Consider the following 15898-nt stretch of genomic DNA (forward strand, 5'->3'; position numbering starts at 1 on the left):
TCAACACAGCGGCGATCGCAAGCGGCGCGAAGCGGCGCGCGGCGGGTCGCCGCCGTCAACACAGCGGCGATCGCAAGCGGCGCGAAGCGACGCGCGGCGGGTCGCCGCCGTCAACACAGCGGCGATCGCAAGCGGCGCGAAGCGGCGCGCGGCGGGTCGATCCCGGTGCACCCCGGACTGTGGCCGGATCGTGTCTGTGCCGAGTTCCGCCCCATCCCCGCAAACCGGCTACCGTCCAGTAACATAGCTCGGAACACAAGGAGGACCTACCGATGGATGTGCTGGTCACCGGTGGTGACACCGAATTGGGTCGCACCGTTGCCGAGGGTTTCAGCGAGGCTGGCCACAAGGTGACGCTCGCCGGTTTGCGCGGCCCCGAGCTCGAGGTCGCCGCCAAAGAACTCGACGCCAATGCGGTCGTCTGCGACAACACCGACCCGGCAAGCATGCTGGCTGCCCGCGGGTTGTTTCCGCACCACCTCGACACCATCGTCAACGTCCCGGCACCACGCTGGCAGGGCGGCGACCCGCGCGGCTATTCGCTGGCCGACCAGGCCAGCGCCTGGCGCAGCGCGCTCGACGCCACAGTGCTCTCGGCGGTGCTGACCGTCGGTACCATCGGCGACCACCTGCGCTCTGGCGGCTCGATCATCTCGGTGCTGCCGGAAAACCCCCGCGACGGCGGTGCCGACGCCGCGGTCAAGGCCGCATTGTCGAACTGGACCGCCGGCCAGGCCGCTACGTTCGGCACCCGCGGAATCACCGTCAACGTGGTGGCCGCCGGCGAAGGCGCCCGGCCGGGCTACGACGGACTGACCCGTGTGCCGCCCACCGGGGCCGCTGAAATCGCCCGTCTCGCGGTATTTTTGACCTCGCCGGCTGCCCGGCACATCACCGGTCAGACGCTGCACGTCGGCCACGGGGCGCTGGCCTGCTTTGCCTGACTGTGACGGGAGTGGCTAATCCCACAACCACTGGATGCGGTGACCGCCTTTTAGGTCGACTAGCGTATTGGGGGAACGCAGTCACCGTCGAGGAGCAACCGGATTCCCATGAGCGCCCAGCCTGAAGTCACTGCGCAGCAGAGCCGACGCCACCAGGTCGTCATCATCGGCTCGGGATTCGGTGGGTTGACCGCGGCGAAGAAGCTCAAGCGCGCCGACGTCGACGTCAAGTTGATCGCCCGCACCACTCACCACCTGTTCCAGCCCCTGCTGTACCAGGTTGCGACGGGCATCCTGTCCGAGGGTGAGATCGCGCCGTCCACCCGCGTTGTCCTGCGCAAGCAGCGCAACGCGCAGGTGCTGCTCGGCGATGTCACCCGCATCGACCTGGCCGGCAAGTTCGTCACCTCCGAGGTGCTCGGCCACACCTACGACACCCCGTTCGACAGCCTGATCATCGCGGCCGGCGCGGGGCAGTCCTATTTCGGCAACGACCAGTTCGCCGAGTTCGCGCCGGGCATGAAGACCATCGACGACGCGCTGGAGTTGCGGGGCCGCATCCTGAGCGCCTTCGAACAAGCCGAGCGGTCCCGAGATGAAGCCCGGCGGGAGAAGTTGCTGACCTTCACCGTGGTCGGCGCGGGCCCCACCGGCGTCGAAATGGCCGGGCAGATCGCCGAATTGGCCAACTACACACTCAAGGGTGCGTTCCGCAACATCGACTCGACCAGGGCGCGGGTGATCCTGCTTGACGCCGCTCCGGCCGTGCTGCCGCCGATGGGCGAGAAGCTGGGCCGACGGGCCGCCGAGCGGCTGCAGAAGATGGGTGTGGAGATCCAGCTCGGCGCCATGGTCACCGACGTCGACCGCAACGGACTGACCGTCAAGGATGCCGACGGCAAGATCCGGCGGATCGAATCCCAGTGCAAGGTGTGGTCCGCCGGTGTGTCGGCCAGCCCGCTGGGCCGCGATCTCGCGGAGCAGTCTGACGTCGAGCTCGACCGCGCCGGGCGGGTCAAGGTGTTGCCGGATCTGTCCGTGCCGGGGCACCCGAACGTCTTCGTCGTCGGCGACATGGCGGCCGTCGACGGTGTCCCAGGGATGGCGCAGGGCGCCATCCAGGGCGCCAAGCACGCCGCCAGCACCATCAAGGCTGAGCTGGGCGGCGCCGACCCGGCCGACCGGGAGCCCTTCCAGTACCTGGACAAGGGCTCGATGGCCACCGTGTCCCGGTTCTCCGCGGTCACCAAGATCGGGCCGCTGGAGTTCAGCGGTTTCCTGGCCTGGCTGGCCTGGCTGGGGCTGCACCTGATCTACCTGGTCGGGTTCAAGAACAAGATCAGCACGCTGCTGTCGTGGAACGTGACCTTCCTGAGCACCCGGCGCGGCCAGCTCACCATCACCGAGCAGCAGGCTTTCGCCAGAACACGCCTGGAGCAGCTCGAAGTGCTGGCGGCCGAGGCGCAACGCGGGGCCGAGCGCGCGGTCAGCTAGCGGCGCGGCCGGCGCCGTTGACCCAGCGGCGCCTGCCCCGTATTGACCGTCTACTCCGACAGGTTCTGCAACCGCACCTGGCCGCGGGCGAGCACCCGCTCGTCGGCACCGGTGATCGTCACCAACCACAGCTGCTGGCGCCGGCCGCGGTGAATCGGGGTGGACGCGGCATAGACGGTTCCCGACGAGACCGCCCTTAGGAAGTCGGTGTTGTTGTTGACCCCGACGACGGTGCCGGCCGGGTCGCCACCGTCGCGGTTGAGCCAGGCGTGCGCCGAAACGCTGGCCACACTTTCGATGATCGAGCAGTACACGCCGCCGTGCACGATGCCCGCCGGCTGGCAGAGTTTGGGCTGAAGCTCCAATGTGGCGTGCGCTCCGTCCGGGCCGACGTCGGTGTAGACCAGGCCGATCTCGGAGTCGAAGGGCGAGGAGAAGTCGGACGGAAACCCGGTGGCTGCCATGTGATGGTTCTACACGATGCCCGCGCGGACGATCCGCTCCCGTCACACCGGGGTCGCAGCAGACGCTCAGCTTCTGATACGACGCCCGGTAGTAATTGAGGGTAGGCTTGCTCCGTTGCCCGGGGAGTTGATAACAGACATGGCGAAGCAGACCCATTTAGGGGACTTGGAGCGAGCGGTGATGGACCACCTGTGGTCATCTCCGGAATCTCAGACGGTGCGCGAGGTCCACGAGGCGCTGTCAGCGCAGCGCGACCTGGCATACACGACCGTGATGACGGTCCTGCAGCGACTGGCCAAGAAGAACCTGGTGTCGCAGATTCGCGATGACCGTGCACACCGCTACACACCGGTCCGGGGCCGCGACGAATTGGTTGCCGGGCTGATGGTGGAGGCACTCGACCAGGCCGCCGACTCGGGCGACCGCCGCGCTGCGCTGGTGCATTTCGTCGAACGCGTCGGCGTCGACGAGGCCGACGCGTTGCGGCGTGCGCTGGACGAACTGGAGGCCAAACATCGCATCCGCCTCCCAGGTAGCGGCCGACCTGCGTCCTGAGGGAGACTTACAGCGTGTCCGCGCTGGCCTTTTCCATCGTCGCGCTGTTGCTCGTAGGGCCGGTACCTGCCCTGCTGGCGCGCGCTGACTGGCCGCTTCGCGCTCCGCGGGCCGCGTTGGTGCTCTGGCAGGCCATCGCCATTGCCGCGGTGCTGTCCGCGTTCAGCGCGGGCCTCGCCACCGCGAGCCGCCTGCTGATGCCCGGCCCGGACGGCCGCCCCACCTCGACCATCCTCGGCTCCCTGGATCGTTTGGGTTGGCCGCTGTGGACCTTCTACGTCGCGGTCTTCGTGTTGACCCTCATGGTCGGGATGCGCCTCACGTGGACGGTGTTGCGGGTCGCGATCCGTACCCGGCAGCGTCGGGCCCACCACCGCATGCTCGTCGACCTGGTCAGTGTCACCGACCGTCCGCCCGCCGTGCGCACCAGTGGACTGCGGATTCTGCAGGTGGTGCAGCCACTCGCCTACTGCCTGCCGGGCGTGCGGAGCCGGGTGGTGGTCAGTTCCGGCACGCTGGACGCGCTCGGTGACACCGAGTTGGCCGCGCTGCTCTGTCATGAGCGGGCCCATCTGCGTGCGCGGCACGACCTGGTACTCGAAGCGTTCTCGGCCGTGCACACCGCGTTCCCCTGGTTCGTGCGGAGCGCCAGCGCCCTCGACGCGGTACGGCTGTTGATAGAACTGCTCGCCGACGACGCGGCCGTTCGGGTGGCCGGTGCTCCACCCCTGGCTCGCGCTCTGGTGACCTGTGCCTCAACCAAAGTGCCCGCCGGTGCGCTGGCAGCCGGCGGCACCAACACGGTGCTGCGCGTGCAACGGTTGTCGGGACAGGGCAACAGCCCGGCGCTGGCCGCTGCCGCCTATTCGGCCGCGGCCGGGGTCCTGACGGTGCCCACGGTGGCGCTGGCGGTACCGTGGCTCACCGAGTTGCACCGACTGATCGCGGGGTAACCTGCGCCGTCCGGCGTGCCGGGCATCGAATCACCTACCACCGAGAGGCGAATACATGAGCGCGTCGGACGTTGTTGGCACCGCCCAGATCGGCGTGACCGGACTGGCAGTCATGGGATCCAACATCGCGCGCAACTTCGCCCGCCACGGCTACACCGTGGCGTTGCACAACCGGTCGGTCGCCAAAACCGACGCACTGCTCGACGCCTACGGCTCCGAAGGCAACTTCGTGCGCAGCGAGACGATTCCGGAATTCCTTGCCGCCCTTGAGAAGCCGCGCCGAGTGCTGATCATGGTCAAGGCCGGTGACCCGACCGACGCCGTCATCAACGAACTCGCCGACGCGATGGAACCCGGTGACATCATCATCGACGGCGGCAACGCGCTCTACACCGACACCATCCGCCGGGAGAAGGCGATGGCCGCCCGTGGCCTGCACTTCGTCGGGGCCGGGATCTCCGGCGGCGAGGAAGGCGCCCTCAACGGGCCCTCGATCATGCCGGGCGGCCCCAAGAAGTCCTACGAGTCGCTGGGGCCACTACTCGAGGAGATCTCCGCCCACGTCGACGGGGTGCCGTGCTGCACCCACATCGGTCCGGACGGCGCGGGGCACTTCGTGAAGATGGTGCACAACGGCATCGAGTACTCCGACATGCAGCTGATCGGTGAGGCCTACCAGCTGCTGCGCGACGGGCTGGGCCTGACCGCACCGCAGATCGCCGAAGTGTTCACCGAGTGGAACGCCGGCGAGCTGGACAGCTACCTGGTCGAGATCACCGCTGAGGTGCTGCGACAGGTCGATGCCAAGACCGGCCAGCCGCTGGTCGACGTCATCGTCGACGAAGCCGAGCAGAAGGGCACCGGCCGCTGGACCGTCAAGTCCGCTCTGGACCTGGGGGTTCCGGTTACCGGCATCGCCGAGGCGGTCTTCGCCCGGGCGCTGTCGGGCTCGGTCCCGCAGCGTCGCGCCGCGGTAGGCCTGGCCGCCGGAAACCTCGGCGAACGCCCCGCGGACACGGCACAGTTCACCGAGGACGTTCGCCAGGCGCTGTATGCCTCCAAGATCGTCGCGTATGCGCAGGGCTTCAACCAGATTCAGGCCGGCAGCGCCGAGTACGGCTGGAATGTCACCCCGGGTGACCTGGCGACCATCTGGCGGGGCGGCTGCATCATTCGCGCGAAGTTCCTCAACCGCATCAAAGAGGCCTTCGACACCGACGCCGACCTGGTGAGCCTGCTGGCCGCACCGTATTTCCGCAGCGCGGTCGAAGCTGCCATCGACTCCTGGCGCCGGGTGGTGACCACGGCCGTGAGCCTGGGTATCCCGGCCCCTGGTTTCTCCTCGGCCCTGGCCTACTACGACGGCCTGCGGACCGAGCGGCTGCCGGCTGCGCTGACCCAGGCCCAGCGCGACTATTTCGGCGCGCACAGCTACGGGCGGACGGACTCGGACGGCAAGTTCCACACGCTGTGGAGCGCCGACCGCAGCGAAGTTCCGGTCTAGCGGCCTAAACCAACAGCCCCAGCACGCCGTCGGTGAACGCCTGCGGTTCCTCGATCTGCGGATAGTGGCCCAGCCCGGGCAGTTCCACGACATCGGCGGCCGGGCGCAACTGCCGCAGGCCCTCGAGCACATTAGTGGTGGCGACCGGATCATCCAGGCCCCACACGAAGCCCAGCGGCTTGGGCCAGTCGCGCACTGCACCGTGCCAACGGTGCGCATACCGCACCCGTTCGTCGAGATAGGCCGAGAGCAGGTGCGCGATCCGGTTTCCGCCGTTGTGGGTCAGCAGGGCCCACTGCGCGGCGGCCTCATCGGAGGTCAGCGGGTGCTGGGGGCTGAACAGTCGACCGAAGCCGCGAACAAAGCTGCGCCGATTCGTCAGCCGGGCGGCGACAGCGCCGAACGGGCCACGCAGCACCTTCTGGATCGGCCGCAGACTGGCCCGCTCCAAGATCACGCTGCCATTGGTCAGCACCGCACGTTGCAGGTCGAAGGTCAGAGCGCCTTCGAGATCGCGGGCCAACAGTTCAGTGGCCACCGAGGTGCCCATGTCGTGGGCGGCCAACACCACCGGACCCGATGCGCTCGATGCCACCACCTGCTCCACCAGGTCGGCCTGTTCGAACAGGCTGTAGCGATGTGAGCGCGGCTTGTCCGACAATCCGAACCCGAGGAAGTCCATCGTCAACCAGGAGCGGCCGGCCAAGCGGTCCACGACCGATCGGAAATCGTAGGAGCAGGACGGAAAGCCGTGCAGCAGTAAGACAGTCGGCCCCTCCCCCGCACTTGATCGCACAAACAGCCGGCCCGCGTCGGTAGACACCCACCGGCCACCGTCTTGCCAGTCGCTCACACTGCTTCGCCACGCCGCATTCGTCATCGCGGTCATTGTGCGCTGCACCTCAGATCAGCGCCAGCAGATCGGCAAACGCCGAGCCGGCCGCGTCGGCCGACCCGAGATTCGACAATGCGTCGGAGATGTCGTTGAGCACCGCCTCGGGGAATCCGAGGAACGTCGTGCTGATGTCGTGCAGTCCGGTCTGCAGCACGTCACCGATGGTGGTCGCGTCGCCGCCCAGCAGCGCCTGATACAAGTTCCACGCAGCAACCTGCGGTGTGGTGATCAGGTCACGCACGTCCATGATCAGCTTCGTCAGCAGTCCCGGGTCTTCAGGGACTGCAATCCCGTTCCAGCTGACCAGCGTCCAGCCGTCGGTGGGGTTGCCCTCGATCTGCACAATGCCGGTGTTGGGCAACAGCGGCGATCCATCGTCGTTGGCGAACATCGTCTGCAACGTCAGCGGCAACAACAGCGAGATATCGGGGTTCTTGACGTTGAGCGCCACCCAGGCGGCGATGTCGGCTTCGTTGTTGAAGGCCACCGCGGTGATATCGCCGTTGTCGCTGACGACCGGGTTGGCCATCGCAGCGCTGTACATCGCGTTGACGGCGCCCGTGAAGTTCTGATTCATGACCACCCCGTTGGGGTCCTCGACCGATCCCGGGATGGGCGCCAGCACCAGTCCGAACAACGTCCACAGCATGGGCGTGAACTGGTACAGGAACCCGGCCAGGCTGGCGATCGGCTGACCGGCGTAGATGCCGCTGTCGATCTCGTTGAGCCCGGGCAGAATCTGTGTCGTCATGTGTTCGAGGGCGGCGAACGGCGCTGCGGTGTCCATGTCTCTGATGGCCTGTCCGGAGAAGATCCCCGCGACCTGGTCGCCGAGCTGGTCGTAGAGCTTGTTGGCCACGTCCTGCGCCTGCTGCACGCCGAGATCGCTGAGCTGCGGCCCCGGGTGGTCCGGCGAAGGAGTGATGACATCGTTGAACGGCGGCATCCGTTGTCCGTGCCGAACGATGTCGATCACGATGTCCTGGGTCTCGCCGACGGCCAGCGTAATGCCGGAAACCGCGCCGCCGGGTTGCGCCGCCGGAACGACGGCGATGACACCGGCTCCTACGAGGGCGACACCGGCGGCAACCGGACAGATCGAAGATATCTGCATGGCGGCCACCTCCTAACCGAGATTTCCGATGGCATCGATGATGTCGGTGAATACCGAACCCGGGAACTGGACCAGTGCCGAGCCGACGTCGTCGAAGCCGGTCTGCACCGCGGTCATGATCGTGGCCGGATCACCGCCGAGGACGGCTTCCCAGATGTGCCAGAGCGCCGCTTGCGCCGGCAGCATCACGTCGCGCACGTCGACGAACAGCGCGCTCAGCAGATCCGGATTCTCCGCGATGGCGTGCCCGTCCCAGCTGACCAGCGTCCAGCCGTCGGTGGGGTTGCCCTCGACTTCGACGATGGCGGTGTTGGGCAGGAAAATGGTCGTCTGGCCGTTCGGGACACTGTTTGCCTCTTTGATGAGGTCCAGGAAGAACGGCAGGTCGGGGTTGTCGACGTTCTGCATCACCCACGTGAAGATCGACGCTGTGCTGGTGAACGCGACATCAGTGACCTGACCGTTGTCGCTGATGACGTCGCTGTTGGCCAGGGCGTGGTCATACATTGTTTGAACACCGTCGTCGAATCTTTCACCCATGACGATCCCGTTCGCGTCGTGCGAGCCCGGGCCTGGCAGTAGTGCCAACCCCAGCGGCGCTCCCAACGTCCAGCCGGCCACGGTCAGAAAGGCCAGGCGGCCGCCGAGGCTTTCAATGGGATCGAGCGCGTAGGTTCCGCTGTCAACCTCGTCGAGTTGGGGCAATAACTGCGGGGTCATGCCCACCAGATCAGCGAACGGCGCGGCGGTTTCCGTCACCCGGAGACCCTGCCCGGCGAAGAGGCCGGCGACCTGGCCAAGCTCGTTGAAGAGCTGGTGCCCGACGTCGGACGCCTGTTGCTGTCCGAGTTCGCTGAGCGGCGCCCCGGGATGATCCGGGGAGGGGGTGAGCATGTTTTCGTACGGCGAGATCATTTCTGCGTGCCGCACGAAGTCGATGACGATGTCTTGGGCGTCACCGCTTGTGAGCTGGATGGCGAATGCGGCCGCGGTCGACGGGGCCGGCGGCGCGGGAACCGGAGCGACGGCGATGCCGCCGAGCAGGGCGGCGCCGGCGGTGAGGGACACAACGTGGCTTGCCTGCATTATGGGCACCTCTTTTAGGCGATATTGGCGGTTGGCATTTACGATTCCTAGGCTGGATTTCAGGAACATGACCGCTATTTAGCGGTACGCGAGCTAACTGCTAAATAGGACTCCGATGATCACGCGATCCGCACCGCTGGATTGCGTTGGCTCAGCCGACCACGACCACGTTCAGAGCTGCGCGAGATCGTGCATCTCGCTCACCGTTCCCGCCGTGGGATGGGGACGCTGTGGCACCGGAATCGGCAAGGCGCACCGGAGCGCCGATGCTGGCCGGATCTGCTCGTCAGCAGAAGCCAGGTTTGCCCGATATTCCTTGTGCTGTAACCCAAATAAGACGCAGGGGCGTGAATCCCTGTAGACGATCTCGAGCCCGAACAGACGGCTATGATCCCCGGTTGCGCCACTGCCGGTGCAGCTTGCGTTGCAGATAGCCCTCGACGCGACATTCCCGTCTTTCCGCGGCGGCATCGAACGCCTGCGGAGGACAAACTCGGGGGACGATCGATAGGACACAAGAAGCTGCACCGGGGGCCGTTATTGCCGGCTCCCACCGAGAGCAGCTAACTATCATCAAGGCCCCCTGAACGTTGTCATGATGTTAACCGACGATCCTGCTGTGAGGAAGATCAATTTTTCGTTCGGTAACTCAACGACCCCGGCAAGTGGTATCCCCCGTCGCGCGGGCGGTACCGTGGCTGACCGGGCCGAAATGGCGTTGTCCGGCGGATGCCGGAGTCCGGCTCACGACGTGTGGAGGCGAATAGATGGGCTCTTCGGAACCCGACAGACCGGTGGTGGCCGCCCGATGAGATTCGTCAGCGGATATGACCCCACCCACGACCTGACCTACAACGACGTCTTCATCGTCCCCAACCGCTCGGCCGTCGACTCACGGCTGGACGTCGACCTGTCCACCCGGGACGGGTCGGGCACCACCATCCCCGTGGTGGTTGCCAACATGACCGCGGTGGCCGGCCGACGGATGGCCGAGACGGTGGCGCGCCGCGGCGGGATCGTGGTGCTGCCCCAGGATCTGCCGATCGACGCCGCGAGCCACACCGTGGCCTTCGTGAAGAGTCGCGACCTGGTCGCCGACACCCCGGTCGTGCTCTCCCCCGACGACTCGGTCTCCGACGCGATGGCCTTGATCACCAAACGTGCGCACGGGGTCGCGGTGGTGGCGGTCGACGGCCGGCCCACCGGCTTGGTCACCAGGGCGTGCTGCGAGGGCGTGGATCGCTTCACCCGGGTCCGTGATGTCGCGCTCGCCGAGCTGATCAGCGCGCCGGTGGGCACCGATGCGCGCGGCGTGTTCGAACTTTTGGAGCACGCGCCCGTCGACGTCGCGGTGCTGACCAATCCCGACGGCACCCTGGCCGGCGTGTTGACCCGCACCGGCGCGATTCGGGCCGGGATCTACACGCCGGCGACCGACGGATCCGGGCGCTTACGAGTCGCAGCCGCCGTCGGCATCACCGGCGACGTCACGTCTCGGGCGGCAGCCCTGCTGTCGGCCGGCGTGGACCTGCTGGTCATCGACACCGCCCACGGGCATCAGGAGAAGGCCGTGCAGGCCATCCGCGCGGTCGCGGCACTGAAGCCGGGCGTGCCCCTGGTGGCCGGCAACGTGGTGTCGGCCGAGGGCACCCGGGACCTGATCGCCGCGGGCGCCGACATCGTCAAAGTCGGTGTCGGGCCCGGCGCCATGTGCACGACCCGGATGATGACCGGCGTGGGCCGCCCCCAGTTCTCCGCAGTCGTCGAATGTGCGGCCGCGGCCCGCGAGCTCGGCGCACACGTGTGGGCCGACGGCGGGGTGCGCCATCCCCGCGACGTCGCGCTGGCGGTGGCCGCCGGAGCGTCGAACGTGATGATCGGCTCCTGGTTCGCCGGGACCTATGAGTCTCCCGGGGATCTGATGTTCGACCGCGACGGCAGGCCGTACAAGGAAAGCTACGGAATGGCGTCCAAACGCGCGGTGGCCGCGCGCACCGCCGCTGACAGTGCGTTCGACCGCGCCCGCAAGGCATTGTTCGAGGAAGGCATCTCGACGTCGCGGATGGCGGTGGACCCCGAACGCGGCGGCGTCGAAGATCTGCTGGACCACATCACCTCGGGCCTGCGCAGCACCTGCACCTACGTCGGGGCGGCCGACCTGGCCGAGTTACATGACCGGGTGGTGCTGGGAGTGCAGTCAGCTGCGGGATTCGCCGAGGGTCATCCGCTACCGTTCGGCTGGTGACACCCATGGGCGCGAGCTGGCGTAACGGCTCCGGGACAACTCGCCGGATGTCGCCATGACCGTCGCGGTCACGGTGGCCAGTCTGCTGGCGTTCGCGATCCTGACCCTGGGCACCGCGGTGTTCGTGGCCGCCGAGTTCTCCCTGACCACCCTGGAACGCAGCGTCGTGGAGGCCAACGCCCATCGCGGCGGCCGTCGGGACGCCTACATCAAAGAGGCCCACCGCACGCTGTCCTTTCAGCTGTCCGGCGCCCAGCTGGGCATCTCGATAACCACCCTGGCCACCGGCTATCTGGCCGAACCGGTGCTGGCCCGCTGGCTACGGCTGCCGCTGGCGGCCGTGGGCCTGTCCGAGCGGGCGACCGGCGGGGTTGCGCTGGTCCTCGCGCTGGTGATCGCCACGTCGTTGTCCATGGTGTTCGGCGAGTTGGTGCCCAAGAACCTGGCGGTGGCGCGACCGCTGCCGACCGCCCGCGCCGTGGCGGGGCCGCAGCTGCTGTTCTCCCGGCTGTTCGCGATCGCGATCCGGCTGACCAACGGGACGGCGAACCGCATCCTGCGCCGAGTCGGGATCGAGCCGGCCGACCGGCCGGCCTCTGCCCGCTCAGCGCGCGAGCTGGCGTCGCTGGTGCGCAATTCGGCGCGCAGCGGTGCCCTCGACCCCACCACCGCTGCTTTGGTGGAGGCGTCACTGCGATTCGGCGCCCTGACCGCCGCCGAGCTGATGACGCCGCGATCCAAGATCGTGAGCCTGCAGGCCGGCGACACCGTCGCCGATCTGGCCGCGGTCGCCATCGACACCGGTTTCTCCAAGTTTCCCGTGGTCGACGGCGATCTGGACGCCACCGTCGGCATCGTGCACGTCAAGCAGGTTTTCGCGGTCGCCGTCGCCGATCGCGCAGCCACCCCGGTGACGGCCGTGGCCCAACCGGTCGCGGTGGTGCCCTCGACCCTCGACGGCGACGCCGTGATGGATCAGATCCGGGCAAACGGTCAGCAGGTGGCCATGGTCGTCGACGAATACGGCGGCACCGCCGGCATGGTCACCTTCGAGGACCTCATCGAGGAGATCGTCGGTGATGTCCGCGACGAACACGACGACGCCACCCCCGACGTGGTGGCCTCCGCCGGCGGTTGGCAGGTGTCGGGCCTGCTGCGCATCGACGAGGTGGCCGCCGCCACCGGCTACCGCGCACCGGAGGGCTCCTACGAGACCATCGGCGGCCTGGTATTGCAGGAACTCGGCCACATCCCGGAGGCCGGCGAGACGGTCGAGTTGACCGCGTTCGAGCCCGACGAGCTCTCTGCCCACCCGCCCCGCTGGCTGGCCCGGGTGGTGCGGATGGACGGTCGGCGTATCGACCTGCTGGAACTTACCCATCTGGGGGCAGGCGATGGCTGATCTGTTCAACGTCGCGTTCACCGTGCTGCTGATCGCGGCGAACGCCTTCTTCGTCGCCGCCGAGTTCGCCCTGATATCGGCGCGACGCGACCGGCTCGAGGCGCTGGCCGAACAGGGCAGGCAAAGCGCGGTCACGGTGATCCGGGCCGGTGAGCAACTGTCCCGGATGCTGGCCGGGGCGCAGTTGGGTGTCACGGTGTGCTCGATCCTGCTCGGCCGCATCGGTGAGCCGACTGTCGCCGACCTGCTCGAGCCCGCGTTTCGGCTGGCGGGAATACCCGACGCGCTGCTGCACACGGTGGCGTTCGTCGTTGCCTTGACGATCGTGGTGGCGCTGCATCTGCTGTTCGGCGAGATGGTGCCGAAGAACATCGCCCTGGCAGGCCCGGAGACCGCGGCGATGCTGCTGATCCCGCCCTACCTGGTCTACATGACCGCGGCCCGGCCGTTCATCGTCTTCTACAACTGGTGTGCCAACGTCACCCTGCGCGCCATGCGGGTAGAGCCCAAGGATGAGCTGGAGATCACGGTGTCCACCGTCGAGTTGAGCGAGATGATCGCCGAGTCGGTCTCGGCGGGTCTGCTCGACCTCGAGGAGTACACCCGATTGACCCGCGCCCTGCAGATCCGCACCCGGGTGGTCGCCGATGTCGCGCTGCCGATCGGTGACATGCGCGCTGTACCGGTGGCAGCCACCGGGCGCGGCCCGACGGTGTCGGCGATCGAAAAGGCCTTCTCCCAGACCGGTTACTCCCGGTTCCCGGTCGTCGACCAGGGCGAATTCGTCGGCTACCTGCACATCAAAGATGTGCTGTTGCTCGGCGAGACCTCGACCGGGTCGGGGGACGCTGTCGTCGACGTCGCCGTTGTGCGCCCGCTGCCGCGCATCCCCGCCTCGCTGCCGCTGGCCGATGCGTTGTCGCGGCTGCGTCGCCATAACAGCCATCTGGCGCTGGCGGTCGGCGACGACGGGACGGCGGTGGCGATGGTGACCCTCGAAGACATGGTCGAGGACGTCGTCGGCACCGTCCGCGACGGGACGCACCGTGTTTGACCTGGCGGAACGAGTTCTGCAAGCCCGGCAGTGGCAAGCCCGGGCCGAGGACTACCGGCAGCGCCTGGAGAACTTTCTGGCCCCGCTGCTGCGCCGGATCGCGGCAGGCGACCCGGTGCCGAAATTCCTGTTCAGCTACTACAGCCTGCGGCCGGCGCAGTTGCGCAACTGGAATCCCGGCTTCGGTGTGGCACTGGCCGGGCCGCAGGCGGTGCGCGACTACCGCGCACGGCGCGGCTACGCGGTGCGCGACGGCCGGGTCGGCGTGCACGCGGATTATCTGCGTGAGCGAGTCGACACCGTGGCGTTCATCGCACGACTGTTGCGCGCCACCGGCGAACGGCCGGCCCAGCTGAACTGCTTCGGCCTGCACGAGTGGGCAATGGTGTATCGCGGCGACACGGTGCGCCACGGTCATGTTCCCCTGCGGCTGAGTGCGGCCGAGACCGACGCGGTGGTTGAGTCAATTCCGCTGCGCTGCACGCACTTCGACGCGGTCCGCTTCTTCACCCCGGCAGCGGCGCCGCGCAACGCCGCGACGCCGAGCCGGGCCACCCAAATCGCTTGGGAGCAACCGGGTTGCCTGCACGCCAACATGGACATCTACAAGTGGTGCTACAAGCTGGGTCCGCTGATCGACTCCGAACTGCTGCTGTCCTGCCTGGAGCTGGCTGCGTCGGCGCGCGAGATCGACATGCGCGCCAGCCCCTATGACCTGAGCCACTACGGTTATGCGCCGATCACCATCGAAAACGCGGCCGGCCGTGCCGAATACGTGCGCTGCCAAAGCGAGATCGCACACCGCGCCGCACCGCTGCGGACCGCACTGTTGGATCGGTGCGACCTACTGACAGAAATCGCAGGATGCGAATAGCCTCGCGACCTGCCGGTAAGGTGGTAGGTCGGCTATGAGGGAGGAAATCATGACGGACCGGGTGTCGGTGGGCGACCTGCAGGTCGCACGCGTGCTGTATGACTTCATCACCGACGAGGCCCTGCCGGGCACCGGCGTCGACCCGGACAGCTTCTGGGCCGGCGTGGACAAAGTCGTCACCGATCTGACGCCTAAGAACCAGGAATTGCTGGCGCGTCGCGACGAGCTGCAGGCGCAGATCGACAAGTGGCACCGGCACCGGGTCATCGAGCCGCTGGACACCGAGGCGTACCGGGCCTTCCTCACCGAGATCGGCTACCTGCTTCCCGAACCCGAGGACTTCACCGTCACCACGGCCGGTGTCGACGACGAGATCGCGGTGCAGGCCGGCCCACAACTGGTGGTCCCGGTGCTCAACGCCCGGTTCGCGCTCAATGCCGCCAACGCCCGCTGGGGCTCCCTGTACGACGCTCTCTACGGCACCGACGTGATCAGCGAAGACGACGGCGCCGAGAAGGGAACGGGATACAACCCGGTGCGCGGCGACAAGGTGATCGCCTATGCCCGCCGGTTCCTCGACGACTCCGTGCCGCTGGCCAACGGCGCCTGGACCGAGGTCAAGAGTTTCGCGGTGAACGACGGCGCGCTGGTGGTCACCCTGGGCGACGGGCTGGAGACGGCGGTGGCCGCACCGGCGGAATTCGTCGGCTACACCGGTGAGGCCGCCTCGCCGTCGTCGGTGCTGCTGTGCCACCACGGGCTGCACATCGAAATTCTGATCGACCCGGCCTCGCCGATCGGGTCCACCGACTCCGCCGGCATCAAAGACGTGGTGCTCGAATCGGCGGTCACCACGATCATGGACTTCGAGGACTCGGTGGCCGCGGGGGATGCCGAGGACAAGGTGCTCGGCTACCGCAACTGGCTGGGGCTGAACCGCGGCGACCTGTCTGAGCAGGTCAGCAAGGGCGACAAGAGCTTCACCCGCACCCTGGCCGCCGACCGGGAGTTCACCGCCCCGGACGGGGGCACCCTGACCCTGCCGGGCCGTAGCCTGATGTTCGTTCGCAACGTGGGTCACCTGATGACCAACGACGCCATCACCACCAGCGCGGGCGCGGAGGTGTTCGAGGGCATCCAGGACGCGCTGTTCACCGGGCTGATCGCATCGCACGGCCTGACGGCCTCTGACGACAACGGTCCGCTGGTCAACAGCCGCACCGGGTCGATCTACATCGTCAAGCCGAAGATGCACGGCCCGGACGAGGTCGCCTTCACCGCCGAGCTGTTCAGCCGCTGTCTCTTATACACAT

At 67.5% G+C, this 15898-nt stretch carries 14 protein-coding genes; 10 read left to right on the plus strand and 4 right to left on the minus strand.

Annotated features, from left to right (window positions below; translation table 11 throughout):
- Positions 1–272 precede the first annotated feature (272 nt).
- A complete protein-coding gene (locus LI94_RS15520; RefSeq protein WP_046301737.1) occupies positions 273–944 on the plus strand; it encodes an SDR family oxidoreductase in 672 nt (223 codons plus the stop codon).
- A 108-nt stretch (positions 945–1052) separates the two neighbouring features.
- Positions 1053–2438 (plus strand): NAD(P)/FAD-dependent oxidoreductase, encoded by a 1386-nt coding sequence (locus LI94_RS15525; protein ID WP_046301738.1) that lies wholly within the window; start codon positions 1053–1055, stop codon positions 2436–2438.
- A 50-nt stretch (positions 2439–2488) separates the two neighbouring features.
- Here the strand turns inward: LI94_RS15525 and LI94_RS15530 are convergent, their stop codons facing one another.
- Complete coding sequence (locus tag LI94_RS15530; RefSeq protein ID WP_046301739.1) at positions 2489–2902, minus strand: PaaI family thioesterase; 414 nt, start codon at positions 2900–2902, stop codon at positions 2489–2491.
- A 139-nt stretch (positions 2903–3041) separates the two neighbouring features.
- Here LI94_RS15530 and LI94_RS15535 point away from each other — a divergent pair, with 139 nt between their 5' ends.
- Genes LI94_RS15535 through gndA form a run of 3 tightly spaced genes read left to right on the plus strand, consistent with a single transcriptional unit; the run spans position 3042 to position 5915 of the window.
- Complete coding sequence (locus LI94_RS15535; RefSeq protein ID WP_024442783.1) at positions 3042–3458, plus strand: BlaI/MecI/CopY family transcriptional regulator; 417 nt, start codon at positions 3042–3044, stop codon at positions 3456–3458.
- Positions 3459–3472: 14 nt separating this feature from the next.
- Entirely contained in the window at positions 3473–4411 is a 939-nt protein-coding gene (locus LI94_RS15540) for a M56 family metallopeptidase (protein WP_046301740.1), read from the plus strand.
- A gap of 55 nt (positions 4412–4466) precedes the next feature.
- Complete coding sequence (gene gndA, locus LI94_RS15545) at positions 4467–5915, plus strand: NADP-dependent phosphogluconate dehydrogenase (protein ID WP_046301741.1); 1449 nt, start codon at positions 4467–4469, stop codon at positions 5913–5915.
- Between the two features lie 4 nt (positions 5916–5919).
- Here gndA and LI94_RS15550 read toward each other — a convergent pair whose 3' ends face one another.
- The 3 genes from LI94_RS15550 to LI94_RS15560 are packed head-to-tail and all read right to left on the minus strand — an operon-like array spanning position 5920 to position 9010.
- A complete protein-coding gene (locus LI94_RS15550; protein ID WP_152664837.1) occupies positions 5920–6795 on the minus strand; it encodes an alpha/beta hydrolase in 876 nt (291 codons plus the stop codon).
- A 22-nt stretch (positions 6796–6817) separates the two neighbouring features.
- Positions 6818–7924 (minus strand): histidine phosphatase family protein, encoded by a 1107-nt coding sequence (locus LI94_RS15555; RefSeq protein ID WP_046301747.1) that lies wholly within the window; start codon positions 7922–7924, stop codon positions 6818–6820.
- 12 nt (positions 7925–7936) lie between these two features.
- Entirely contained in the window at positions 7937–9010 is a 1074-nt protein-coding gene (locus LI94_RS15560) for a histidine phosphatase family protein (protein ID WP_024442778.1), read from the minus strand.
- Positions 9011–9818: 808 nt separating this feature from the next.
- Here LI94_RS15560 and LI94_RS15565 point away from each other — a divergent pair.
- The 5 genes from LI94_RS15565 to LI94_RS15585 form a co-directional block, all read left to right on the plus strand.
- Positions 9819–11255, plus strand: a complete 1437-nt coding sequence (locus tag LI94_RS15565) for a GuaB1 family IMP dehydrogenase-related protein (protein ID WP_024442777.1) — start codon at positions 9819–9821, stop codon at positions 11253–11255.
- Positions 11256–11310: 55 nt separating this feature from the next.
- A complete protein-coding gene (locus LI94_RS15570; RefSeq protein WP_046301742.1) occupies positions 11311–12657 on the plus strand; it encodes a hemolysin family protein in 1347 nt (448 codons plus the stop codon).
- Complete coding sequence (locus LI94_RS15575) at positions 12650–13711, plus strand: hemolysin family protein (protein ID WP_046301743.1); 1062 nt, start codon at positions 12650–12652, stop codon at positions 13709–13711. The genes LI94_RS15570 and LI94_RS15575 overlap by 8 nt, the downstream gene beginning before the upstream one ends.
- The gene (locus LI94_RS15580) at positions 13704–14585 is read left to right on the plus strand and encodes a hypothetical protein (protein WP_046301744.1); all 882 of its coding nucleotides are present in this window, start codon (positions 13704–13706) and stop codon (positions 14583–14585) included. The genes LI94_RS15575 and LI94_RS15580 overlap by 8 nt, the downstream gene beginning before the upstream one ends.
- Positions 14586–14634: 49 nt before the next feature.
- Positions 14635–15898, plus strand: a 1264-nt coding sequence (locus LI94_RS15585; RefSeq protein WP_046301745.1) for a malate synthase G, incomplete at its 3' end; no start/stop codon positions are given.

The sequence above is a fragment of the Mycobacterium sp. UM_Kg27 genome (genome assembly GCF_000972905.1).
GTDB lineage: Bacteria > Actinomycetota > Actinomycetes > Mycobacteriales > Mycobacteriaceae > Mycobacterium.